Below are 24,037 nucleotides of genomic sequence, written 5' to 3' on the forward strand. Positions count from 1 at the left end.
CCTCCGCCAAGCAGGCATACATTGTTATTCATGAGGGAGCTATGAGCTATAAAACGAACGAGAAATTTTTCAAGTATGCAGCCGGTATAGACGCACAACAGCGCCTTGATGCTGATGCGTTAGAGCGCAATCTGGTAGTGGCGGAACTTAAGTTGAGTCTGGCGAACAGTGCGACAGACCAGAAAATTCTGGGATGGGACTACCAGATCGAATTGCAAAAGAACTCCTCTCTGGATTTGATTCATGCGCCTGGCAAGGCGCTCTTGAGTCGCTTGACCCAAACAGTTGCCATGCGAAGTCTGTTGCTGGGCCTGACGCAGCAGGACCGACCGCCGATTTGCGTTGCTCAGTCGGGAAAAATGGAAGTATTCGCTCCAGATGGCTGGATTGATTTCAAGGATCACAAGAATCGCGAAGGGTTGGGATTCGATCACTCGGTGTTGTCGCTGATAACGGATATCGCCAGGGAAACGGGTGGGTATGTATGGACAGACAACGAAATTACCGTGGAACAATGGCTGGGGTTTCATGGCTATGATGTGCCCACTACGGTCGCTCAGCTGAATAATCTGATTGCTTACTTTGAGTTCGATTTTCCGGAAGTTGATGAACTTGGGAACTATAGCGGGCAACTCGTCGTGGACGATCAATCATTCATTACGTTGTCTTCCGAACAATGCCTGGCGATCAAAAACGTCACGTCTCGGCAATTACCCAGTCAATCCAGGTTGCTGGATAGTTTGATGTCGGGTTCCCGGGTCGGGGTTGCAGTGCATGACAATGCAGCGGTGTTGTTAAAACAAGTCATTGGCCATTCGATATCGCAGGACTGGGCGCGCTCATGCCTGCAGCGGTTGGGCTGGTATGGCTCGCAGGCGGGGCAGACGATGTCCGAGTCGCAACTTGACCAGCTGTTGGTAACTGCGCTGTTGCTGGATATCAATCCATTTATCGGCAAGCCGCAGAACAGAAAGTCTGTCGGCAGTTACGAGATGTACTCGCCCCGTTATCTCGGCAGGCCGGCATCGGTTGTCCTGGAGGGATTGCGTGATCATATGGTGAGCAATCAATGGGTCAGGCACGATTCGGCACCTCTGGCGATTCACTTGTGTCTGGCACAGGTTGCCCCTGAATTCATTGTCAGGCAGATTCCGACCTCCATCACGATCGGATCGCTCGAGTGGGTGGCGTTCTGTCGGGGTGTCGCTCTGGTCGAAGCAGTCGTTCAAGGCGCTGCGCGCGTGATGACTTATGCGCAGATCATGGCGTATGCGCAGCTGGAGCCAGTCAGTCAGGCGCTGGCCGATGTGCATGCGCTGGCATTGATCGATCCGATCGTGGACTGGGCGTTGATCAACGCAGTCGTCACTGAAACCGAGCTGAAGCAGGACGAGCAGGCGACAACGCAGCGGGCCATCGTCGCCTATCAGCAGTACGTGGCGAATTTCTCTCAGGTCAGTATTGCCTATTCCACGCCACTGCCTGACCGCAGGGCCATCGCCAGGGCAGCGCTGGAGCCTGCCACCCCGGGTTGCGACTTTCTGGAAAAGCCGCGGCTCAATCAGCGTCCTGGACTTGGGGCGTCCCCGACCACCATGTCGATGATCGATCTGCACATGTCCGGCGATCTCACAACACAGCAGTGGAACTTTCGCCCTGTCTTTCCAGACAGCAAGACGCCCGATCTGCTATCCCAGATAACCGGCAGCAGACCTGCACTTCACGATCCATCGGTCGAGAGCATTTACCGTCGCTATCCACAACTGTTGCGGTTGGTAGATAACAATGTCGAATTCATCCGTCAGCTGCGCAGTCATCTGGACCAGTTGAACGAAGCCCTGGCCACAACCCTCAAGCTGGCGCTGTCGCGGATGTCCTATTTCGACCTGCAGGATGTGCTGCGCGGTGAATTGACGTTTCTGACCGTACGCGACTCTGCCGTCATCACTCGTACCACTCCAATAGGCGGGCCGTTGACCCGAGAAGAGCCCGTCGAGAGCCAGGCCGCAAAGGATGCCGCGACGGGACGGTTCGGTGTTGTCATGTGTGCCACCCATGGCGGCAAAACGAGTTGCTATGAAGTGTTCACCCTGCGGGGTGAAATCCACCGTAACGATGAACTGGCCAGACTGATCGTCAGCAGTGGCAAGCTCCAGGCCCCGGCCCGGGTGGATTTCAAGGGCGATCTGAAGACCCATGTAGCACCGACTCCCAAACAGCGGTTGCCGATCAATATCAAGTGCTACATCGAAGGCGTGGCGAATGATTTCAAAGTCACGCGCAGCGAAGCGATTATCGACAAGTTGATTGTGTTGTCTGCACCGACCACGCCTTCAAAACCGAAAAACAGCGAGTACCAGAATTTCTCTGACCCGCGGATCGAGCAGATTTCGGCTCTTGTCGTGTCGCGGCATCCGTTGATGACTTTTGAGCAACTGCGGGCGGCCGCTACTGTGCCCACGGAACTCGAACGTGAGCGGGCAAAGGGTGAAGTGGTGGCAACCTACATCGTGGATCTCGCCGTGCCATTCAAACGCTGCATTCAGGACCTCAGTTCCGGCGAACACAATCTGGTGGTCGACGGCCTCTACGGTTGCGCCATGGATGCCATTGCACTGGTGGGCACCGTTGCGGGTGTTGCCAGCAAAACAGCTTCGATCGTGTCAAAGGCTTCCTCGCTGACCACCAGACTGGGGCACCTCGCCAAGCTGGCAATTGCTACCGGGATTGCCATTTTCAACCCGCTGGATGACCTGCCTTCAGTCGTGCGCGGCACGGGCAAGCTGGTCTATAAGGGCGGGATGCGTTTGAGTCGGCAGACTCAGGAAATCATTGCGCTGGCCAAATCACAGATGAGTCATATCAAAGGCACTCACAAATCCGGGCGACTGCTCGGTACCCGTCACAACGCGATCGTCGGACAAGGCACCTGGCGCCCGAAAGCGGTCAGTGCCGACACCCTGACCGTTCTGGCTGCACGCGAAGACTTCCATTGGTACGCACTTGATCGCACGGGCAAGGCCTGGGGGCCAAAGCTGAGCCATTTCGCGATCGATTCGCCTTTCAGGGTGAGCCAATTCCATAAAACACTGCCGATCAGTTACACCCGGGCCGTCATCGAGAACAGCTTGCCGAAGGCCAAGGCGAAGATCGAACAGGCGATCAAGGCCCTTGGCGATCATGATTTCACCAAGGAACGGGATTTCATCATCAAGGCCTTTCTAGGCAGCAATACCTCGGATGCCAAGGACCGGTTGTTGAAATACCTGAAGCTGATCCGCACGGACTTCGCCGGTTTTTCACTGAGCAATCTGATCCTTGACCCGTACAAGGACAACGGCAATATCGCCTCCTTCAATCCGCAGTTGTACCGGCAATGGATCGCCGCCAGTGCCAACGAGCGACCCAAGGTGATGTTCATGGAAATCTATACGCGCAATCTGAACGCTCATTTCATCGGGCACGCCTACAACCACGCTGTAGTGGCGGATGACCTGATTCACGAGATGCTGCACGGTGCAGCGCAGACTGAAGATGTCAGCTACGCCAGCGATACCGCCAAGAGTGGCGAGGCTGACCAGATGCTGAACGTTGCGTCGCTGCTCAATCTTGCCAGCGGCAGACTTGCGATGGATGAGGACGGCGCCACGACGCAATACCACTCGGCAGCCAAGGCCGTTGAAAACGCTGACTCACTGGCCTTGGTCATCTCGTTGCTTGGCCAGTACTACACCGACAAACCGGAATTCGAGCGCAACCTCTACACGCTTGAAGCCTGTCTCGCGACCCGTCGCACCGGTGCGATTGCCGACCCGGTGGTGCTGACCCTGAACCGACCTGAATGATCCGTCTGCATTACAGAACAGCGCTCCTGGCACAGGAACGCTGTTGTCAGCTGTTCAATTCCGGTCGATCGCGAAACTGCTCGAGCGCTTGCGGATTGGCCAGCGCGTCGGTGTTTTTCACTGGTTCACCGTGCACCACATTGCGCACGGCCAGCTCCACCACTTTGCCGCTGATGGTGCGCGGAATGTCGGTGACCGCGACGATTTTCGCCGGTACATGGCGCGGCGTGGTGTTGGCGCGGATCACCTGGCGGATCTGCTGTTGCAGTGCCTCATCCAGCGTTAGGCCGTCCTTGAGGCGTACGAACAGCACCACCCGCACGTCATCCTGCCACTGTTGGCCGATGGCGACGCTGTCCAGCACTTGCGGGACTTTCTCCACCTGACGGTAGATTTCCGCCGTGCCGATGCGCACGCCGCCGGGGTTGAGCACGGCGTCGGAGCGGCCGTGAATCAGCATCCCGCCGTGGGGCAGCTGTTCTGCGTAGTCACCCTGGGCCCAGACCCTGGGGAACTGGCTGAAATAGGATTTGCGCAGCTTTTCGCCCTCGGGATCGTTCCAGAGTCCGATGGGCATCGCTGGGAAGGGGCGAGTGCACACCAACTCACCTTTTTCGCCGATCACCGGTTGCCCGGCGTCGTTCCATACTTCCACTGCCATGGCCAGGCTCTTGCCCATGATCTCGCCCCGGCGTACCGGCGTCAGCGGATTGCCGTTGACAAAGCAGGACACGATGTCCGTACCGCCGGACATCGAGGACAGGCACACATCCGGTTTGAAGTCGCGATAGACGAAGTCATAACTCTGCGGCGACAGTGCGGAGCCGGTGCAGAGCAGGGTTTTCAGGTGGCTCAGGTCGTAGCTTTCACGCGGTTTGATGCCGCTGCTTTCCAGTGTGGCGAGGAATTTCGGACTGGTGCCGAACACGCTGACCTGCTCATCGTCGAGCAGCTCCAGCAACCGCTCGTTGTCCGGGTAAAACGGTGAACCGTCATACAGCACCACCGCGCTGCCGACCGCCAGCGCCGAGACCAGCCAGTTCCACATCATCCAGCCACACGTGGTGTAGTAGAACAACCGGTCGCCGGGACCCAGATCGACATGCAGCCCGTGTTCCTTGGCGTGTTGCAGCAACACGCCGCCGGTGCTGTGCACGATGCACTTCGGCACGCCGGTGGTGCCGCTGGAATACAGCACGTACAGCGGATGGTCGAAGGGCACCGGGACGAAGTGCGGTTCATCGCCCGGTTCGTAGAAGTCGTCCCACAGCGTGACGTTGGCGGGTGTCCGGTAATCCGTGGCATGGGCGTGAGGTCGCGCGTAGGGCACGATGATCAGCTGTTGCAGTGACGGCAGCTGTTCGAGGATTTCATTGACCTTGACGGTCTGGTCGATCTCCTTGCCAGCGTAACGGTAGCCGGCGCAGGTGATCAGCACCTTCGGTTCGATCTGGCCGAAGCGGTCGATCACGCCGTGGGTGCCGAAGTCCGGCGAGGAGCATGACCAGATTGCGCCGAGACTGGTGGTCGCGAGCATCGCCACCAGGGTTTGCCAGGTATTGGGCATGCAGGCCGCAACCCGGTCGCCAACCACTACGCCGGCCGCTTGCAGGCTGGCCTGAAAACCGGCGACCTGGTGGGCCAGTTCGGCCCAGGTCAGCAGTTCACGCTGGCCGTTTTCCCCGATAGCGATCACGGCGATGGCATCGTCGCGTCGGCTAAGCAGATGCTCGGCGAAGTTCAGAGTGGCACCGGGAAACCACTCGGCACCCGGCATTTTCAGGCCTCCGCGCAGAACGGCGTCCGGTTGGGTGTGAAAACTGATGCCGAAGAAATCCACGATCGCTTGCCAGAACGCTTCGCGCTGGTCGATCGACCATTGGTGCAGCGCAGGGTAGTCGTCGAGCTTCAGGTGGTGGCGCTGATTGATGAAGCGCCGAAAGCCGTCCATGCGGGACCGGGCAATGCGTTTCGCATCGGGCTGCCAGAGAATGTCGGACATGGTTTGCCTCTTATTGTTGGTCAGAAGGCTCCCACGACAGCGTGGGAGCGATCATTTGCACGCTTACTGCGCGAGCCACCCGCCATCGATATTCCACGCTGCGCCACGCACCTGGCTGCCGGCCTCGCTGCACAGGAACAACACCAGTTCACCCAGGTGTGCAGGCGTGACGAACTCCAGCGATGGCTGTTTTTCGGCCAGCAAATCGTGTTGCGCCTGCTGCGGGTCGACGCCCTTGGCTGCGCGATCATCGATCTGCTTCTGCACCAGCGGCGTCAGCACCCAGCCCGGGCAGATGGCGTTGCAGGTGACGTTGCTGGCGGCGGTTTCCAGGCCGACCACCTTGGTCAGGCCGATCACCCCATGTTTGGCTGCCACGTACGCGGCTTTGCCGGTGGAACCGACCAGACCGTGCACCGAAGCGATGTTGACGATTCGCCCCCAGCCCTTGGCGCGCATGCCCGGCAAACTCAGGCGAGTGCTGTGAAACACCGACGACAGGTTGATGGCGATGATCGAATCCCAGCGCTCCACCGGAAATTCCTCCACCGCCGCAACGTGCTGGATACCGGCGTTATTGACCAGAATGTCCACGCCGCCGAACTCGCGCTCGGCGTAGGCGATCATGTCGGCGATTTGCGCCGGGTCGCTGACATCCGCCGGGTGATGGCCGACCTTGCCGCCGAACTGTTCGACTTCGGCGATCACCTTCGACGCGTCGCCAAAACCGTTGAGGATCAGGTTGGCGCCAGCCTTGGCCAGCGTCAGGGCGATGCCCAGCCCGATGCCGCTGGTGGAGCCGGTAACCAGTGCGGTCTTGCCAGAAAGAGTCGTCATCAATACCTCACACAATGCCAGTGGCGTAGAAAGTGCCGATCACCACGAAAACCGCCAGGGTCTTGATCAGCGTAATACAGAAAATGTCCTTGTAGGCCTCACGGTGAGTCAGGCCAGTGACGGCGAGCAGGGTGATCACCGCGCCGTTGTGCGGCAGGGTGTCCATGCCGCCGCTGGCCATCGCGGCCACCCGGTGCAGCACTTCCAGCGGAATGTTGGCGGCGTGGGCGGCGCTGATGAATTGTTCGGACATCGCCGCCAGCGCGATGCTCATGCCACCCGAAGCAGAGCCGGTGATACCGGCCAGCAGGGTCACGGTGATCGCTTCGTTGACCAGCGGATTGGGGATGCTCTTGAGCCAGTCGGCCAGCACCAGAAACCCCGGCAACGAGGCGATGACGGCGCCGAAACCGTATTCCGAAGCAGTGTTCATCGCCGCCAGCAGCGCACCGCTGACTGCGCTTTTGCTGCCCTCGGCTAGCTTGCTTTTGATCGCTTTAAAACCGAATGCCAGCACCATCAGGATGCCGACCAAAAGGGCTGCCTGCACCGCCCAGATCGCCGTGAGTTTGGCGATCTCGGTAGTGACCGGCGCGGCCATGCCCGGCAGCGCGAGGCTGTGGGTCTTGCCGTACCACTGCGGAATCCACTGGGTGAACAGCAGGTTCATGATGCCCACCGCCAGCAGCGGCGACAGGGCGATCCATGGGTTCGGCAGTTTCAGGTCTTCGGCGGTTTCCGGTTCGTTGCGCAGTTCGGTGCCGTAGCCTTCACCGGCACGCTGCGCCTTGTTGCGCTGGCGTTGCAGAAACAGCATGCCGGCGCAGAACACGAAAATCGTACCGATCACACCCAGCCACGGCGCCGCCCAGGCGGTGGTGTTGAAGAAAGTGCTGGGGATGATGTTCTGGATCTGCGGCGTGCCGGGCAGGGCGTCCATCGTGAAGGAGAACGCGCCGAGGGCGATGGTTGCCGGGATCAGGCGCTTGGGTATGTTGCTCTGGCGGAACATCTCCGCTGCGAACGGGTAGACCGCAAATACCACGACGAACAGCGAAACGCCGCCGTAGGTAAGCAGGGCGCAGACCAGCACGATCACCAGCATCGCCTGGCGGGTACCGAGCAAGCGAATCGCTGCCGCGACAATCGAGCGGGAGAAACCCGAGAGTTCGATCAGCTTGCCGAACACGGCGCCGAGCAGGAACACGGGAAAGTAGAGTTTGATGAAACCGACCATCTTCTCCATGAACACGCCGGTGAAGGCGGGGGCGACGGCGGACGGGTCGGTGAGCAGGACGGCGCCGAGGGCGGCAATCGGAGCAAAAAGGATAACGCTGTAGCCACGGTAGGCCGCGAGCATCAGCAGCGCGAGAGCTGCCAAGGCGATGATCACACTCATGGTGTGCTCCTTCGATTGTTATTTTTGTGGGTGGAACGGGTGCAGGTAGAGGCGTAAGCGAGAACTGTGCCAGATGCTTAACTTTTTGAAATTAAAGGAATTTGTTTGATTTTTGGTGGCGGCTTTCGAGGTTTTGTCTCTTTTTTGAGACTTCTATGACTGAGAGGACGCTTTCGCGGGCAAGCCCGCTCCCACAGTTGAGTGCGTTACCCTGTGGGAGCGGGCTCGCCCGCGATGCTTTTGATGTTGTCTTGATTTGGAGAGCTGTGTCTCCTTATTGAGACTCTGCGATCCCCAGCGCAATCATTTTCTTGTACAGCGTCGAGCGACCCAGTCCCAGCCGCTCAGCCGCCTCGATCACCTTGCCTCCGCATTGCACGAGGGTGGATTGAATCAACTGCCGGTCAAAACGCTCCCGGGCTTGACTGAAGGTCTCGTTGATTGCCGGTTCAGGCAGGGGTGCCAGCGTTCGTTCAACCGGTGTAAACGTTCCAATTGCAGAGCGAATGTCATCCGCCGTCAGCATCAAGTCATCGCTGAGCAACGCTGCCCGCTCCAGTACATTGCGCAGCTCGCGGATATTGCCTGGCCAGGCATGCTGACCCAGCAGCTCCAGCGCTTCGCGGTTCAGTTCATGTTGACTGCGCAGTTCTTCAAGAATCGCCTCACTGAGGGCCGGCAGATCGTCCAGTCGTTCACGCAGTGGCGGCACCTGAATTGGCAATACGTTGAGGCGGTAATACAAGTCGGCGCGGAACTCACCGCGCTTGATCGCCGCCTCCAGATCCGTCGAGGTCGCGGCAATCACCCGCACATCGCTCTGGATCACGTCGTTGGAGCCTACGGGTTCGAACTCCTTTTCCTGCAACACCCGCAACAATTTGCTTTGCAAGGGCAGCGGCATGTCGCCGATCTCGTCGAGAAACAGCGTCCCGCCCTGGGCAATCTGCAACTTGCCGGTGCGACCCTTGCGGTCGGCGCCGGTAAAAGCACCGGGGGCGGTGCCAAAGAACTCGGCTTCAAGCAGTGCTTCAGGAATCGCCGCGCTGTTGACGCTGACGAACGCCTTGTGTGCCCGAGGCGAAGCGCCGTGGATCGCTTGAGCCAGCAACTCCTTGCCGCTGCCGGTTTCGCCCAGCAACAGCACCGGCGACTCGGCACTGGCGCTGCGACGGGCACGGCGTTTGACTTCCAGGCTGGCAGCGCTGGTGCCGATGAAGTGGGCAAAATTGTATTTGGTCTGCCGGGCGCGCAGCAGCGAACGGGTCGAGGCCAGCTCTTCCTGCATGCTCAGGTAGCGCTTGAGCATTGGCGACAGCGCGCGCAGTTCGTCGAACAGGGCAAAACCGATGGCGCCGATCACCGACCCGGCGTCGTCATGGATCGGCAGGCGCATCACCACCAGCGGTTCTTTCGGGGTGTCCTGCATGTCCAGCAGAATCGGCCGACCGGTGCGTACCACTTCACGCAACAGGCTGCCAGGGATCACGCTTTCGCAAGGCTTGCCGATGGCCCCGGCGGCGGAATCGAGCCCGAAGCGCCGAGCGTAGCGCTCGTTCATCCAGACGATGTTCGCGTCGCGGTCGACAATCACCGTGCCCTCACTGGATTGCTCGATGATCTCGAACAACGAGCGAATCGCCAGGGTGCGAACCCGTTGGTAATCCTTGAGGCTTTCGGTGGTGTTCATCTGACTGATCCTGAATGTGTGCCGCCAGGCCTGGCCCTATCGCTGGCAAGCCAGCTCGCACAGGGCTTTTGGTCGTTCACAAATGTCGTGTACCCCCGATAAACCTGTGGGAGCTGGCTTGCCAGCGATAGCCGCGACTCGGTTCAAAGGCATGCGCTGATTATGCCTATCCCGGATGCGCCGCCGCCAACAGCTCTTTGGTATAGGGATGCTGCGGTGAGTCGAACACGTCATGGCTGGCACCGCTTTCCACCACCTTGCCGTCCTTGATCACGATCATGTCGTGGGCCAGCGCCCGCACCACGGCCAGGTCATGACTGATGAACAAATAGGTCAGGCCGTGTTTTTCCTGAAGCTGGCGGAGCAGGGCGACCACCTGTTTCTGCACGGTACGATCCAGCGCCGAAGTCGGCTCGTCGAGCAGGATCAGCGCCGGTTTGAGCACCAGCGCCCGGGCGATGGCAATGCGCTGGCGCTGACCACCGGAAAACTCATGGGGGTAGCGGTGACGGCTTTCAGGGTCGAGGCCCACTTCCTTGAGCACGCGGATCACCTGATCGTCGCACTCCTCGGCGGTGGACTGGCAATGCACCTCCAGCCCCTCGCTGATGATCTGCGCCACCGACATGCGCGGGCTGAGGCTGCCGAACGGGTCCTGGAACACCACCTGCATCTGGCGGCGCCACGGGCGCATCTGTTTCTGGTCGAGGCCGTCGAGGGCTGTGCCCTGGAAACGAATGCTGCCCTTGGAGTCGAGCAGGCGCAGGATCGCCTGACCGAGAGTCGACTTGCCCGAACCGGACTCGCCGACGATGCCCAGCGTTTTGCCGCGCTGGATGTTCAGACTGATACCGTCTACCGCGCGCAGGTATTGCTTGCGCTGGAACAACCCGCCGCCGACGGTGAAATCAACTCGCAGGTCATCGACTTCCAGCACATTTTCGCGTTCGTCCCGGGGCAGCGCTTCGCCTTCCGGTTCAGCGTTGAGCAACACGCAGCTGTATGGATGTTTCGGTTCGGTGAACAGGGTTTCGCACGGCGCCTGCTCGACGATCTCACCGGCCTTCATTACGCATACACGCTGGGCGATGCTGCGGACCAGATTGAGGTCATGGCTGATCAGCAGCAGCGACATGCCCAGGCGCCGTTGCAAGGATTTGAGCAGCAACAGGATCTTGCGCTGTACGGTCACATCGAGTGCGGTGGTTGGTTCGTCGGCGATCAGCAATTCCGGCTCGCAGGCCAGGGCCATCGCAATCATCACCCGCTGGCGCTGCCCGCCGGACAGCTGATGCGGATAAGCCTTCAGTCGCTCTTTCGGTTTCTGGATGCCCACCAGTTCCAGCAGTTCGAGGATCCGCGCCTGAGCCTCTTTGCCGCCGAGGCCGCGGTGCAGCAACAGGGTTTCGCCGATCTGCTTTTCAATCGTGTGCAACGGATTGAGCGAGGTCATCGGCTCCTGGAAAATCATGGCGATGCGGTTGCCCCGCAGATCGCGAAGGGTCTTGGGATCGGCGCCGACCAGTTCCTGTCCGCGATAACGAATACTGCCGGTCGTTCTGGCATCGGATTCGGGGAGCAGTTGCAGGATCGAGTGGGCCGTCACCGACTTGCCCGAACCCGACTCGCCGACCAGCGCCAGGCACTCGCCGGGGCGGATGTCCAGGCACAGGTTGCTCACCACGGTCTGGCCATGGAAGGCGACGCTCAGATCACGGATTTCGATCAGGTTGTCAGTCATTTCAAGGATCCGTTCATGAGCGCGGGTCAAAGGCATCGCGCAACGCTTCGCCGATGAATACCAACAGGGAAAGAATCAGCGCCAGGGTGAAAAACGCGGTCAAGCCGAGCCACGGCGCTTGCAGGTTCTGCTTGCCTTGACCGATCAGCTCGCCCAGCGACGCGCTGCCGGCGGGCATGCCGAAACCCAGGAAATCCAGCGCGGTCAGGGTGGAAATCGCCCCGGTCAGAATGAAGGGCAGGTAGCTCAGGGTCGCGTTCATCGCGTTGGGCAGGATGTGCCGGACAATCACTTTGCGATCGCTCAAGCCCAGGGCCCGGGCAGCCTTGACGTACTCGAGATTGCGCCCGCGCAGAAACTCGGCGCGCACCACGTCCACCAGTGCCAGCCAGGAAAACAGCGCCATGATCCCCAGCAGCCACCAGAAGTTCGGCTCGACGAATCCCGAAAGGATGATCAGCAGGTAAAGTACCGGCAACCCCGACCAGACCTCCAGCAAGCGCTGGCCGAGCAGATCGACCCAGCCGCCGTAATAGCCCTGCAGGGCACCGGCCGCGATGCCGATCAGGGCGCTGACAAACGTCAGCATCAGGGCGAACAGGATCGACACCCGCGCGCCGAAGATCACCCGGGCCAGGACGTCGCGCGCCTGATCGTCGGTGCCCAGCCAGTTGACCGAAGTCGGCGGGCTCGGTGCCGGTTTGTTGAGGTCGTAGTTCGGGGTGTCGTCACTGAACGGAATCGGCGGAAACAGCAACCAGCCACCGTCCTTGCGGATCAGTTTCTGCACGTAGTCGCTGCGGTAGTCGGCCTGGAACGGCAGTTGTCCGCCGAACTCCTGTTCGGTGTGACGCTTGAACACCGGGAAGTACCACTGGCCCTGATAACTGACGACCAACGGCTTGTCGTTGGCGATCAGCTCGCCGCCGAGGCTGAGCAGGAACAGGCCAATGAATAACCACAGCGACCACCAGCCCCGGCGGTTTTTCTTGAAGCGTTCGAAACGGCGACGGCCCAGAGGCGAGAGCTTGAACATCAGGCATTCCTCGCGGCGAAGTCGATGCGCGGGTCGACCAGGGTGTAGCACAGGTCACCGATCAGTTTTATCAGCAGGCCGAACAGGGTGAAGATGAACAGCGAGCCGAACACCACCGGATAATCGCGGGACACGGCCGCTTCGTAACTCATGCGCCCCAGGCCATCGAGGGAGAAGATCACTTCGATCAGCAACGAACCGGCGAAGAACACACTGATGAACGCTTGGGGAATGCCCGACACCACCAGCAGCATCGCGTTGCGGAACACGTGTCCGTAGAGCACCCGGTTTTCGCTCAGGCCTTTGGCGCGCGCGGTGACCACGTATTGGCGGGTGATTTCGTTGAGGAACGAGTTCTTGGTGAGGATGGTCAGGGTGGCGAAACCGCCGATCACCAGCGCCGTGACCGGCAGCACCAGATGCCAGAAGTAGTCGGTGATCTTGCCCAGTGTCGACAGGGATTCGAAGTTGTCGGACACCAGCCCGCGCACCGGAAACCAGTTCAGCGAGGTGCCGCCGGCGAACACCACAATCAGGAACATCGCGAACAGAAACGCCGGCATGGCGTAACCGATGATGATCGCCGTGCTGCTCCAGATATCGAAATGGCTGCCGTGGTGCACGGCTTTGCGGATGCCCAGCGGGATCGACACCAGATAGGTGATCAACGTCGCCCACAGCCCGAGGGAAATGGTCACCGGCATTTTCTGCAGGATCAGGTCGGTGACCGTGGCGCCGCGGAAGAAGCTTTTGCCGAAATCCAGTTGCGCGTAATTCTTGAGCATCAGCCACAGGCGTTCATGGGCCGGTTTGTCGAAGCCGTACTGTTTTTCGATGTCCTTGATCAGTTGCGGATCGAGGCCGCGGCTGGCGCGGGACGTGCCGCTCATGGTCTCGCTTGCACCGCCGCCGACACTGGCGCCGCCAATGCCTTGCAAATGGGCGATGGCCTGTTCAACCGGCCCACCCGGTGCGGCCTGGATGATCACGAAGTTGACCAGCAGAATGATCACCAGCGTCGGGATGATCAGCAGCAGGCGCCGCAGTATGTAAGCCCACATCAGTGCGGCCCTCCGGGTCTGCCACGGCTGATTTTCTCGGCCGTCATCTGCTGATTGGTCAGCGGCGTGCTGCTGATTTCCCACCAGCTCTCGATCGCTTCGTCATTGCTCGCCTGCACGGTGGGAATGCCGAAACGGTTCCACCACACAGTGGACGTGCCCGGCGGGTAATAGTTGGGAATCCAGTAGTAGTTCCATTGCAGCACGCGATCCAGCGCATGGGCATAGCGCAGCATTTCAGGCTGGGTCGAGGCGCGGATCAGGCCGTTGATCAAGGTGTCGACCGCCGGGTTCTTCAGCACCATGTAGTTGTTGGCGCCGGGATCGTTGGCCGACGCCGAACCGAAGTAGTTCAACAGCTCGCCGCCGGGAGAAGTGGTGACCGGGTAGCCGGTGACGATCATGTCGTAGTCGCGGCTCATCAGGCGGTTGACGTACTGCGAGGAATCGATACGACGGATGTCGAGGTTGATGCCGATCTGTTTCAGCGTGCGCTTGTAGGGCAGCAGCAGGCGATCCATGCCGTTCTGGCTGACCAGAAAGGTGAAACTCAGCGGCTCGCCGCGTTCGTTGACCAACTGGTCGCCATCGGGTTTCCAGCCGGCCTGTTCCAGCAGCTCCAGCGCTTGCAGTTGTTTGTCGCGGATAATGCCGCTGCCATCGGTCTTCGGTGCTTCGAAAACCCGGGTAAACACCTCGTCGGGAATCTGTCCGCGCAAGGGTTCGAGAATCTTCAGTTCGGCGGCGTCCGGCAACTGCCGGGCGGCCAGATCCGTGTTGGAAAAGTAACTCTGCTGGCGGATGTACATATTGCGCATCATCTGCCGGTTGCTCCATTCGAAATCCCAGAGCATGGCCAGCGCCTGGCGTACCCGACGATCCTGGAACATCGGCTTTTGCAGGTTGAACACGAAACCCTGGGCCGACTGCGGCGCCTCGGTGGCCAGATGAGCCTTTTGCAGGCGACCGTCGCTCAGAGCGGGGCTGTCGTAACCGATGGAGTAACCGGTGGCGGAGAATTCTCGGTTGTAGTCATAAGCGCCACCGCGCAAGACCTGGCGAGCGACGTCGGTGTCGCCGAAGTACTCGATGCTGAAATGGTCGAAGTTGTACAGGCCACGGCTGACCGGCAGGTCCTTGCCCCACCAGTCAGGGTTGCGTTCAAAGGTGATGCTGCGCCCGGAGTCGACTTTTCCGACCCGGTACGGCCCGCTGCCCAGCGGCGGTTCATAGCCGCCACCGCCGGCGAAATCACGGGTCTTCCACCAATGCTCGGGAAACACCGGCAGGGTCGCGATATCGAGCGGCAGGGTGCGGTTTTCGTTGCTCTTGAAATCGAAGCGCACGGTGAGCGGGGCTTCCACTTCGGCGCCTTTGACGTCGGCAAACTGGGTGCGATAACGCAGGCTGCCCTGAGTCATCAGCAAATCATAGGTGTATCGCACGTCTTCGGCGGTGATCGGCTTGCCATCGGCGAAGCGGGCCTTGGGATTGATAAAGAAGCGCAGGGACAGGCCGTCATCCGAGCGCTCCATTTTCTGCGCCACGAGGCCGTATACGGTGTAGGGCTCGTCGAGCGAACGCTGGGCCAGCGGGGAATACAGCAGGCCGTCGATCTGGCTGACGCCGATGCCTTTGTCGATATAGGGCAGGACATGGTCGAAGTGGCCGATTTCGATGGCCGAGCGGCGCATGGTTCCGCCCTTGGGCGCCTGGATATTGGTGTAATCGAAGTGACTGAAACCGGGCGGATACTTTGCCGGTTCGCCATAGACGGTCATCGCATGTTGCGGTGCGGCGTCCACACCGGTGATCCCAAGCAGCAGGGTCACGGCAGTGAACATCAATGTCGGGAAAGCCAGTCGCATTGTCAGCCTTAAAGCCGGGTAATCGATAAGCGCAATTTGTACGCGAGCGGCGCGCCGTTCGCCAGCGGTGCGGTGTAACCAAAACAAAACGGCCCGCCATCAGGCGGGCCGTTGCACAGCAGGTCGGACCGAATATCAGTCCTGACGGCTGGTGACTTCCAACAGGTGGTAGCCGAACTGGGTCTTCACCGGGCCTTGCACGACGTTGATCGGCGCGCTGAACACTACGGTGTCGAATTCCTTGACCATCTGGCCAGGACCGAACGAACCCAGGTCGCCGCCCTGACGGCTGGACGGGCAGGTGGAGTTGGCCTTGGCCACCTCGGCGAAATCAGCGCCACCTTCGATCTGGGCCTTGAGTTCGTTGCACTTGGCTTCGCTGGAAACCAGGATGTGGCGGGCAGTGGCTTTAGCCATGGGGAAACTCTCCAATCAAATCAGTAAAGGGGGGAGCCTACCGGAATCAGTGGCCGATTTCTCGGCAAAGTTCCGGTCGCTTGTCTGATATCGCTAGAGATCAGCTGCTTGCAAACGCAAGGCGTGCTCCAGGTAAAGCCCGATCGAATCGTGTGCCATGGCATATTGCCCGGTGGTTCGTCGCAGAGTGCCCAAGTGGTCGAGTGGGTAGTCGGAACGGATCACGGTCCCCAGGTGAGAGCTGAAACGACCGACAAAGCCGTCGTTCTGCGCGGGTTCTGTAATGAAGTATTCGGACAGGGTGCTGCAGATACTCCGGACCGGGTCGAGTGTCGGCCCGTCAAGCTCCGCTACGACACCACTCCACGAATAATAACGAACGCCATTTACCCACTCGGGACCTTGGCCGCCCCAGGTTTTGGGCAGGCCCTGGGGGTATTTGTCATTAAAGTTGCACACCCCTTCCGTAGTCAGCGCACCCAGCGCGGCCAGTGCACTGCGTGGCAATGTCGTATGCCCGCTGAGCAGGGACAGAAAGTCTGCAAACCTTGTCGCCACATTCTGGGCCACGAGCTCCGGCAGTCTTCCCGGTATCAGCGCCTTGCGCAGGAAGTCGGCCAGTTCCGAGCCATGATTGGGCCCGCTGACCGACGTCACAGAAGCGACGCAGTGTGGGGCAAGCGCTGCAGCGTAGCGTGCTGTGAGTGCGCCCTGACTATGACCGATCAGGTTGACTTTGGTCGCGCCTGTGCCTCTTAACACGGAGCCGATTTGCGAGAGCAGCTGCTCCCCGCGAACTTCATTGTCATGGACCGCCGACAGATGAGGCACAAACACCTGCACGCCGGCCGCTTTAAGCGCCTGTTTAACGTCATGAAACAGTTCGAAAGGTCCAATGCGCTCGAATCCGAACAGGCCATGCACCAGCAGAATGGGATGATTGGTTGTCGCATTTAGTAGCATTTTTCGTCCTTGATCGCAGAAGATCGTCGATGTTTTCTGCGTGCCACTCTAAAACAGTCGTGCGGCTTGGGATGCCTGAAGATTCGCCGTCACGCGTTGGAAACTGGAGCAATGTGTGTGTGAATTTTCACTTCTGGACGAAATCCACTTCGGAACATTTAGACAGCTCTCGCCTCGTTGGAAGTCGTTTTCCCATATTTGCCTACCTCCTCCAGCGCATTTGACTCAGGCCTGAAACGTGATGAGCTGACATCGGGTCGATGATGAAAGGCTTTAAATAGAAGCCCTTCGACGCGGCGTTCAGGCGACGTGTCATTTCCAGGGAGTGGAGAGACGACTGATGAATGATGCACAAGCTACGGTTTTGCAGGAAAAGGCCACAGGGATGGAGGGTGAGAGCGTTCGGTCGTTCGGGCAGTGTCGGGAGGTTGAACGGGAGTTGCCGTTGCCGGCACCTGCACTGGATTCAGTAAAGGGTGCGGTCGTTGATCCGTCATTGAGCAGGGTTGTCATCAGGATCGCGCCCTGGCCTGGAATGGTCTGCGGGGACAGGGTGGTCTTGAGCTGGCATGGCCTTGACATGGAAGGTTTGCCGTATCGCCACGACATTTCGCGATCCGTCAGTGAAGGGCAGCTGGGCAAAGATATGGTTCTGGTCGTACGGGACGTTCATATCGCGGCGCTGGACGGGGGCTCTCTGGAGGTGTTCTGGACGTTGACCAGCGTCACGAGGCCGGAGCCTGTCGCTTCATTGCGTCTACAGCTGGATGTCGGGGACGTCCGCTACAGTCTGTTGCCAGCCCTCATCGAGGATGCCGTCGGAGGCAGTCTCGATCCGGCTCGCGTACCTGACGGAACGACGGCCATCCTTCAACCCTATGCCGGCATGAGTGCAGGCGACCGGGTACAACTGATCTGGGAAGGGCCTTCACCGGAGGCATCGTTTCGAGACATTCTCATCGTGGAATTCTTTAGTGTGGGTCAGCCCCTGGTGTTCGGTATCGCTCCAGAGTTCATCGGCCCGCATCTGGGTGGCGAGGTGGTGGTCCGTTACTGTATTGAGCAGAACACCGGAGCAGTGCGCGAGTCAGGTGTAACGCGAATCAGCATTGCGCCATTGGTGCGAGGTGAGCTGCCGGCTCCTCAGGTGCTTGAAGCGGATGACGGCGTGCTCGATTTGGAGGATGCCATCGATGGTGTCAGCGTGTTGATCAGTGATGCGCGAGTGGAGGAAGGCGAACTGGTTTATCTGAAGTGCGACGGCGAGTCATTTTTTCACCGTGACGACCGGGAAATCCTGAGGGGGATGGCCATGCAGCCTCTGGTGTTCATTGTGCCCTATCGGTTCTGGCGCGAGCACGTGGGTACCGTCGTGCGGCTATCGTACTCGGTCGAGCGGCTGGACGACGTCAGTCAGCAGTCCGGGGTGATGTTGCTGCAAGTGAAGGCGTGACATCTATTGTGAACCTTGTCCCGCCCTCCGGTAGAAAACGCAGCGGAGGGCGGTGCTCATCATCAGGCCGAGGCCTGTTTTCGCAGGCGATGCGCCGCTTCGAGCAGCAACTGCCCGGTGGCTTCGAACCCAAGGCAGGCATCGGTAACCGAAACACCGTATCGAAGCGACTCGCTCAACGGTTGGCATCCTTCAAACAGGTGTGACTCAAGCATCATGCCGATCAGCGAACGATCGCCCTGCAAGCGCTGCTCCAGCACATCGTTGAACACGCCCGGCTGGCGGAGCGGGTCCTTGCCACTGTTGGCATGGCTGCAATCAACCATGATCCGGCTCGGGATTTTCAGGCGATTCAGTTCGGCGTTGATTCGGGAAACGCTTTCACGGTCGTAGTTCGGCCCTTGGTGACCACCACGCAACACCAGATGGGTGTCCGGATTGCCCGGTGTCTGGATGATTGCCGGGTGACCCTGGCTGTCGACGCCGAAGTGGCGATGGGGATGAGCTGCCGAGCGCATTGCATCGACGGCAATGGCGACGCCCCCATCGGTTCCATTCTTGAAGCCGACCGGCATGCCAAGTCCGCTGGCCATTTCACGATGGATTTGTGATTCGGTGGTACGGGCGCCAATGGCGACCCAGCTCAGTAAGTCGTCGAAGTATCCGGCAGCCATGGGCTGTAGCAGTTCTGTAGCAATCGGGAGCCCGAGGCGGATAATTTCCAGCATCAATTCGCGCGATAGCGTCAGGCCGGCCGCCATGTCGTCGCTGCCATTCAGATGAGGATCGTAGGCAAGTCCTTTCCAGCCGACGGTGGTGCGAGGTTTTTCGACGTAGGCACGCATCACCAGCAGCATGTCATCACGGACTTCGCTGGACAGTTGCGCCAGCTTCGCTGCGTATTCGAGTGCTGATTTTGGGTCGTGAATCGAGCAGGGGCCGACAATCACCAGCAAACGCGGGTCATGGCCATCAAGAATCGCACGAACCGCCTGGCGGTGGGCGATGACTTGCTGGTTCAGCGCATTGCTCAGCGGCAATTGCTGTTTGAGTTGCAGCGCACTCGGCAGACGCAGGGTCAATGCTTCGTTGGCCGGGTTCAGGGTGGACAGTGGCAGGGCAGAAACGGACGAGTTCATATTCGGTTTTCCTGGGCGGAGGGCGGGTGCTTCCCGCTCACTCGGCCCTACTGGAGTGTTCGACAATTGGCCGGATTGGCTACGTGTGTTGGCTTGCCACCTGTGGGTGACCGATCGGAGGCGGCAGGCTGTCCCGAGCGGAGGCTGGTAAATCGCCAAGCGGTAAAACTGTCGTAACGGTAATAAGTGGCGTAGTTCATTGGCTGAATCCTCAAAGTGTCTGGTGTATTGCTGAAAAAAGTTCGGGCCTGAAAAAACAAAACCCCCGGTCGGGAGGCCGACCGGGGGTTGAGAAATCTCTGGTAGGCGACCCGTTGAAGTGGGCGCCGTGTTGGGTATCAGGCGCGCCAGTGGCTAAACCAATACCCAAAATAAAAGCTTGCTGGAGCAGTACAGGCGCCATTCACCCGGGCAGCCGCAACCGAGCGCAAGGCGCTGGCGGTACGAAGCTGTGAAAGGGTGTCGAACATGAGCTGTCTCCAATGAGTGCGCCGAGCTTACTAGAGGCTGTTGCGCGTCAGCAATCAGAAAATGCTATCGAACGTGCAAGAGGGCTTCTATGGGGTGAGCGCCCGCCAAGGTGTGACACACTCTGCTTTCTGAGCTTGGGCTCAAGGAAGGGGCATGAATTTGAATAAGATCGAGGCAGAAATGAGTTTTCAGTTGCGCCAGGCAACGTCCGCCGACCTGTCGTTTGTACGAGAGCTGACTTGCCGAAACATGCTTCGGTACTACATTCACTATGACTTGCTGTGGCAGGACGAGGCGTTCGATGTCGCCTGGGCAGGGCGCGAAAACTGGTTGATCCTTCGCGAAGGCGAATTGACGGGGTATGTCAGTCTCAGTCGTGATGCTCGGGCCGTGTATATCCGCGAATTGCAGATCGTCGAAAGCGCTCAAGGCCAGGGCGCGGGATCCTGGGCGATCGATCAGGTTAGTGCGATGGCCCGGCTGGAGCGCAGGCCGGCGCTGCGCCTGACGGTGTTCAAAAACAATCCGGCGCAAAACCTTTATCGAAGAAAAGGAATGTTGGTGCAGGGCGAGGACGAGTGTTTCCTGCGAATGCAGCTCGATTTGAGTACACCTGTGCTCTGAAACCCACGGCCGGCAAGCCCCCGATGAAGAATTGAAACTTTTTATATGTCGCTTGCCGCTAGGTCTGCCCGGCACTTTTTGCTAAGGTGTCCGGCATCCCAATAAGACCATATCGCGAGGTGTCTGCTTGATTAGGGTGCTAGTGGTCGACGACCATGATCTCGTTCGTACAGGCATTACACGTATGCTGGCCGACATCGATGGCCTGCAGGTAGTGGGCCAGGCCGAGTCCGGGGAAGAATCCCTCATCAAGGCTCGTGAGTTGAAGCCCGACGTGGTGCTGATGGACGTCAAGATGCCGGGTATCGGCGGCCTGGAAGCCACGCGCAAACTGTTGCGCAGTCATCCCGACATCAAAGTGGTCGCGGTCACCGTGTGTGAGGAAGACCCGTTTCCTACACGGTTGCTGCAGGCCGGTGCGGCGGGTTATCTGACCAAGGGCGCCGGACTGCCGGAAATGGTTCAGGCCATACGCCTGGTGTTTGCCGGCCAGCGCTATATCAGTCCGCAAATTGCCCAGCAACTCGCCATAAAATCCTTTCAGCCGACCAACGATTCACCATTCGATGCGTTGTCCGAGCGGGAAATCCAGATTGCGCTGATGATTGTCGGCTGTCAGAAGGTTCAGATCATTTCCGACAAGTTATGCCTGTCGCCGAAAACCGTGAATACCTACCGTTACCGCATTTTCGAGAAGCTCTCGATCAGCAGCGATGTCGAGCTGACGCTTCTGGCAGTTCGTCACGGCATGGTTGATGCCAGCCTCTGATCATGACTGAAACCTTCGATTCAGGCGCCTTTCTGTCAACCGTCAGCGGGCGTCCCGGCGTGTATCGCATGTTCGACAGCGATGCGCGTCTGCTGTATGTCGGCAAGGCGAAGAACCTCAAAAAACGTCTGGCCAGCTACTTCCGCAAGACCGGCCTTGCGCCGAAAACCGCAGCACTGGTCGGGCGCATCGCCCAGGTCGAAACCACCATCACGTCCAACGAGACAGAGGCGTTGCTGCTTGAGCAAACCCTGATCAAGGAGTGGCGGCCGCCTTACAACATCCTGCTGCGCGACGACAAATCCTATCCCTATGTCTTTTTGTCTGACGGGCAATTTCCGCGCCTGAGCATTCATCGCGGGGCCAAGAAGGCCAAGGGCAAGTATTTCGGTCCCTATCCGAGTGCCGGGGCTATTCGCGAAAGCCTCAGCCTTTTGCAGAAGACTTTTTTCGTGCGTCAGTGCGAGGACAGTTACTACAAGAACCGGACCCGTCCGTGCCTGCAATATCAGATCAAGCGTTGCAAGGCGCCTTGTGTCGGACTCGTCGAGCCTGAGGTTTACGCCGAGGACGTGCGTCACTCGGTAATGTTCCTCGAAGGGCGCAGCCACGCATTGACCAATGAGTTGTCGACGGCGATGGAAGAGGCTGCGATCAATCTCGAGTTCGAGCGTGCCGCCGAACTGCGCGACCAGATTGCGCTACTACGCCGGGTGCAGGATCAACAAAGCATGGAAGGCGGAACGGGCGACATTGATGTGATCGCCGCGTTCGTCAATCCTGGCGGTGCCTGTGTTCATCTGATCAGCGTGCGGGGAGGGCGGGTGCTTGGCAGCAAGAATTTCTTCCCCCAGGTCGGGATCGAAGAGGACGTTGCCGAAGTCATGGCGGCGTTTCTGGGGCAATACTTCATCAGCAGCCCGGAACGCGACTTGCCGAGCGAGCTGATCGTCAACGTCGTGCATGACGACTTTCCTGCACTGATCGAGGCCATTCAGGCGCTGCGCGGACGTGAGTTGAGCATCAGTCATCGGGTGCGTGGCACCCGGGCGCGCTGGCAGCAACTGGCCGTGACCAATGCCGAACAGGCACTGGGTGCGCGGCTGGCCAATCGTCAGCACGTTGCCGCACGTTTCGAAGCGTTGGCAGAAGTGTTGAACCTCGACGAGCCACCGCAACGGCTGGAATGCTATGACATCAGCCACTCCAGCGGTGAAGCCACAGTTGCGTCCTGCGTGGTATTCGGCCCTGAAGGGGCGATCAAGTCGGATTATCGCCGCTACAACATCGAAGGCGTGACGGCCGGCGACGATTACGCCGCCATGCATCAGGCCCTGACCCGACGTTTCAGCAAGCTGAAGGAAGGTGAGGGCAAGTTGCCGGATATTCTGCTGGTGGACGGCGGCAAGGGGCAATTGTCGATGGCGCGTGATGTGCTCAACGAACTGGCTGTTCCGGATCTGATCCTGCTGGGGGTCGCCAAGGGGGCTACCCGCAAGGCGGGATTCGAGACTTTGTATCTGAATGATGCAGCAAACGAGTTCACCTTGCGGGGTGATTCGCCGGCGCTCCATCTGATTCAGCAGATTCGCGACGAGGCCCACCGCTTTGCAATCACCGGCCACCGTGCACGGCGCGGCAAGACCCGCCGTACGTCAACGCTGGAGGGTGTAGCGGGCGTTGGGCCAACCCGGCGTCGGGACTTGTTGAAACATTTTGGTGGATTGCAGGAGCTGTCTCGTGCAAGCATCGAAGAGATCGCCAAAGCACCGGGGATCAGCAAAAAGCTAGCAGAGTCGATTTATGCAAACCTGCATAGTGAGTAGAATGCCCATTCACCTCGTAGCCAGTTGTGCCGATGAATATCCCTAATCTGATTACCGTTCTCCGCGTCCTGCTTATCCCGATCTTCATTCTGCTGTTCTACCTGCCTTACCAATGGAGCTATATGGCCTCAAGTTCGGTATTCGCCTTTGCGGCGGCAACGGACTGGCTGGATGGCTATCTGGCGCGACGTCTGGAGCAAAGCACGCCGTTTGGTGCGTTTCTCGATCCTGTTGCTGACAAACTGATGGTGGCTGTTGCCCTGGTGTTGCTGGTGCAAGAACATGGCAACCTTTGGCTCACTCTGCCGGCCGCTGTCATCATCGGTCGCGAGATCGTTGTCTCGGCGCTGCGTGAGTGGATGGCCGAACTGGGTGCCCGGGCTCATGTAGCCGTGTCGAATCTGGGCAAGTGGAAAACCGCTGCGCAAATGCTCGCACTGGTTATCCTGCTGGCCAACCCAAAGGTTTTCAGTTTCTGGGTTTTCGTTGGTTATGCATTGCTGATGGTGTCGGCAGGCCTGACCCTGTGGTCGATGGTTCAGTACCTTCGCGCTGCCTGGCCACATCTGAAGACCGATGTTGAAAAGAAATAAAACTTTTTTGAATCAAAGGGTTGACGGGGCATCTGGAATCTATAGAATGCGCCACACCAAGCGGGAATAGCTCAGTTGGTAGAGCACGACCTTGCCAAGGTCGGGGTCGCGAGTTCGAGTCTCGTTTCCCGCTCCAATTTGTACAACGTTTGTTGTTGCGCTACTGACAGCAAATGTTTTGAGGCCGAGTAGCAAAATGGTTATGCAGCGGATTGCAAATCCGCCTACGCCGGTTCGATTCCGACCTCGGCCTCCACTATAAACAAGCTCCGTAGATCCATGATTTACGGAGCTTTTTTATTT

The 24,037-nt window shown here is 59.2% G+C and carries 17 protein-coding genes and 2 tRNA genes; 8 read left to right on the forward strand and 11 right to left on the reverse strand.

The window, feature by feature from the left end:
• Positions 1-41: 41 nt before the first annotated feature.
• A complete protein-coding gene (locus AWU82_RS06390; protein ID WP_190241567.1) occupies positions 42-3,845 on the forward strand; it encodes a hypothetical protein in 3,804 nt (1,267 codons plus the stop codon).
• A gap of 46 nt (positions 3,846-3,891) precedes the next feature.
• Here the strand turns inward: AWU82_RS06390 and AWU82_RS06395 are convergent, their stop codons facing one another.
• The 10 genes from AWU82_RS06395 to AWU82_RS06440 form a co-directional block, all read right to left on the reverse strand.
• A complete protein-coding gene (locus AWU82_RS06395) occupies positions 3,892-5,847 on the reverse strand; it encodes an acetoacetate--CoA ligase (protein ID WP_064381357.1) in 1,956 nt (651 codons plus the stop codon).
• Between the two features lie 63 nt (positions 5,848-5,910).
• Positions 5,911-6,684, reverse strand: a complete 774-nt coding sequence (hbdH, locus tag AWU82_RS06400) for a 3-hydroxybutyrate dehydrogenase (RefSeq protein ID WP_007952053.1) — start codon at positions 6,682-6,684, stop codon at positions 5,911-5,913.
• A 7-nt stretch (positions 6,685-6,691) separates the two neighbouring features.
• Complete coding sequence (locus tag AWU82_RS06405; RefSeq protein ID WP_007952055.1) at positions 6,692-8,083, reverse strand: GntP family permease; 1,392 nt, start codon at positions 8,081-8,083, stop codon at positions 6,692-6,694.
• Between the two features lie 274 nt (positions 8,084-8,357).
• On the reverse strand, positions 8,358-9,773 hold the full coding sequence (locus AWU82_RS06410) for a sigma-54 interaction domain-containing protein (RefSeq protein WP_064381360.1): 1,416 nt from the start codon (positions 9,771-9,773) through the stop codon (positions 8,358-8,360).
• Between the two features lie 166 nt (positions 9,774-9,939).
• A complete protein-coding gene (locus AWU82_RS06415) occupies positions 9,940-11,514 on the reverse strand; it encodes an ABC transporter ATP-binding protein (protein WP_064381361.1) in 1,575 nt (524 codons plus the stop codon).
• Positions 11,515-11,527: 13 nt separating this feature from the next.
• On the reverse strand, positions 11,528-12,550 hold the full coding sequence (locus AWU82_RS06420; RefSeq protein ID WP_007952058.1) for an ABC transporter permease: 1,023 nt from the start codon (positions 12,548-12,550) through the stop codon (positions 11,528-11,530).
• On the reverse strand, positions 12,550-13,611 hold the full coding sequence (locus tag AWU82_RS06425) for a microcin C ABC transporter permease YejB (RefSeq protein ID WP_007952064.1): 1,062 nt from the start codon (positions 13,609-13,611) through the stop codon (positions 12,550-12,552). The genes AWU82_RS06420 and AWU82_RS06425 overlap by 1 nt, the downstream gene beginning before the upstream one ends.
• Positions 13,611-15,479, reverse strand: coding sequence for an extracellular solute-binding protein (locus AWU82_RS06430; protein WP_064381363.1), 1,869 nt, complete (start codon positions 15,477-15,479; stop codon positions 13,611-13,613). The genes AWU82_RS06425 and AWU82_RS06430 overlap by 1 nt, the downstream gene beginning before the upstream one ends.
• 135 nt (positions 15,480-15,614) lie before the next feature.
• On the reverse strand, positions 15,615-15,896 hold the full coding sequence (locus tag AWU82_RS06435) for a peptidylprolyl isomerase (protein WP_007952068.1): 282 nt from the start codon (positions 15,894-15,896) through the stop codon (positions 15,615-15,617).
• A 93-nt stretch (positions 15,897-15,989) separates the two neighbouring features.
• Entirely contained in the window at positions 15,990-16,859 is an 870-nt protein-coding gene (locus AWU82_RS06440) for an esterase/lipase family protein (RefSeq protein WP_064381365.1), read from the reverse strand.
• A gap of 340 nt (positions 16,860-17,199) precedes the next feature.
• On the opposite strand from AWU82_RS06440, the gene AWU82_RS06445 reads away from it, so the two are divergent.
• On the forward strand, positions 17,200-18,312 hold the full coding sequence (locus tag AWU82_RS06445) for a hypothetical protein (RefSeq protein ID WP_223290679.1): 1,113 nt from the start codon (positions 17,200-17,202) through the stop codon (positions 18,310-18,312).
• A gap of 62 nt (positions 18,313-18,374) precedes the next feature.
• Here AWU82_RS06445 and AWU82_RS06450 read toward each other — a convergent pair whose 3' ends face one another.
• Positions 18,375-19,451: a 3-deoxy-7-phosphoheptulonate synthase gene (locus tag AWU82_RS06450; RefSeq protein ID WP_064381367.1), complete on the reverse strand. Its 1,077-nt coding sequence runs from the start codon at positions 19,449-19,451 to the stop codon at positions 18,375-18,377.
• 651 nt (positions 19,452-20,102) lie between these two features.
• Between AWU82_RS06450 and AWU82_RS06455 the strand changes: the two genes are divergently transcribed.
• The 6 genes from AWU82_RS06455 (at position 20,103) to AWU82_RS06480 (ending at position 23,990) form a co-directional block, all read left to right on the forward strand.
• Complete coding sequence (locus AWU82_RS06455) at positions 20,103-20,546, forward strand: GNAT family N-acetyltransferase (RefSeq protein ID WP_064384091.1); 444 nt, start codon at positions 20,103-20,105, stop codon at positions 20,544-20,546.
• A gap of 127 nt (positions 20,547-20,673) precedes the next feature.
• Positions 20,674-21,315, forward strand: a complete 642-nt coding sequence (gene gacA / locus AWU82_RS06460) for a response regulator transcription factor GacA (RefSeq protein WP_032829778.1) — start codon at positions 20,674-20,676, stop codon at positions 21,313-21,315.
• A gap of 2 nt (positions 21,316-21,317) precedes the next feature.
• Positions 21,318-23,141, forward strand: coding sequence for an excinuclease ABC subunit UvrC (gene uvrC / locus AWU82_RS06465; RefSeq protein ID WP_064381369.1), 1,824 nt, complete (start codon positions 21,318-21,320; stop codon positions 23,139-23,141).
• 32 nt (positions 23,142-23,173) lie between these two features.
• Positions 23,174-23,734, forward strand: a complete 561-nt coding sequence (pgsA, locus tag AWU82_RS06470; RefSeq protein WP_064381371.1) for a CDP-diacylglycerol--glycerol-3-phosphate 3-phosphatidyltransferase — start codon at positions 23,174-23,176, stop codon at positions 23,732-23,734.
• Positions 23,735-23,794: 60 nt separating this feature from the next.
• Positions 23,795-23,870: transfer RNA gene (locus tag AWU82_RS06475), tRNA-Gly, on the forward strand.
• 46 nt (positions 23,871-23,916) lie between these two features.
• A tRNA-Cys gene (locus AWU82_RS06480) sits at positions 23,917-23,990 on the forward strand.
• Positions 23,991-24,037 lie beyond the last annotated feature (47 nt).

The sequence above is a fragment of the Pseudomonas glycinae genome, assembly GCF_001594225.2.
Taxonomy (GTDB): Bacteria; Pseudomonadota; Gammaproteobacteria; order Pseudomonadales; family Pseudomonadaceae; genus Aquipseudomonas; species Aquipseudomonas glycinae.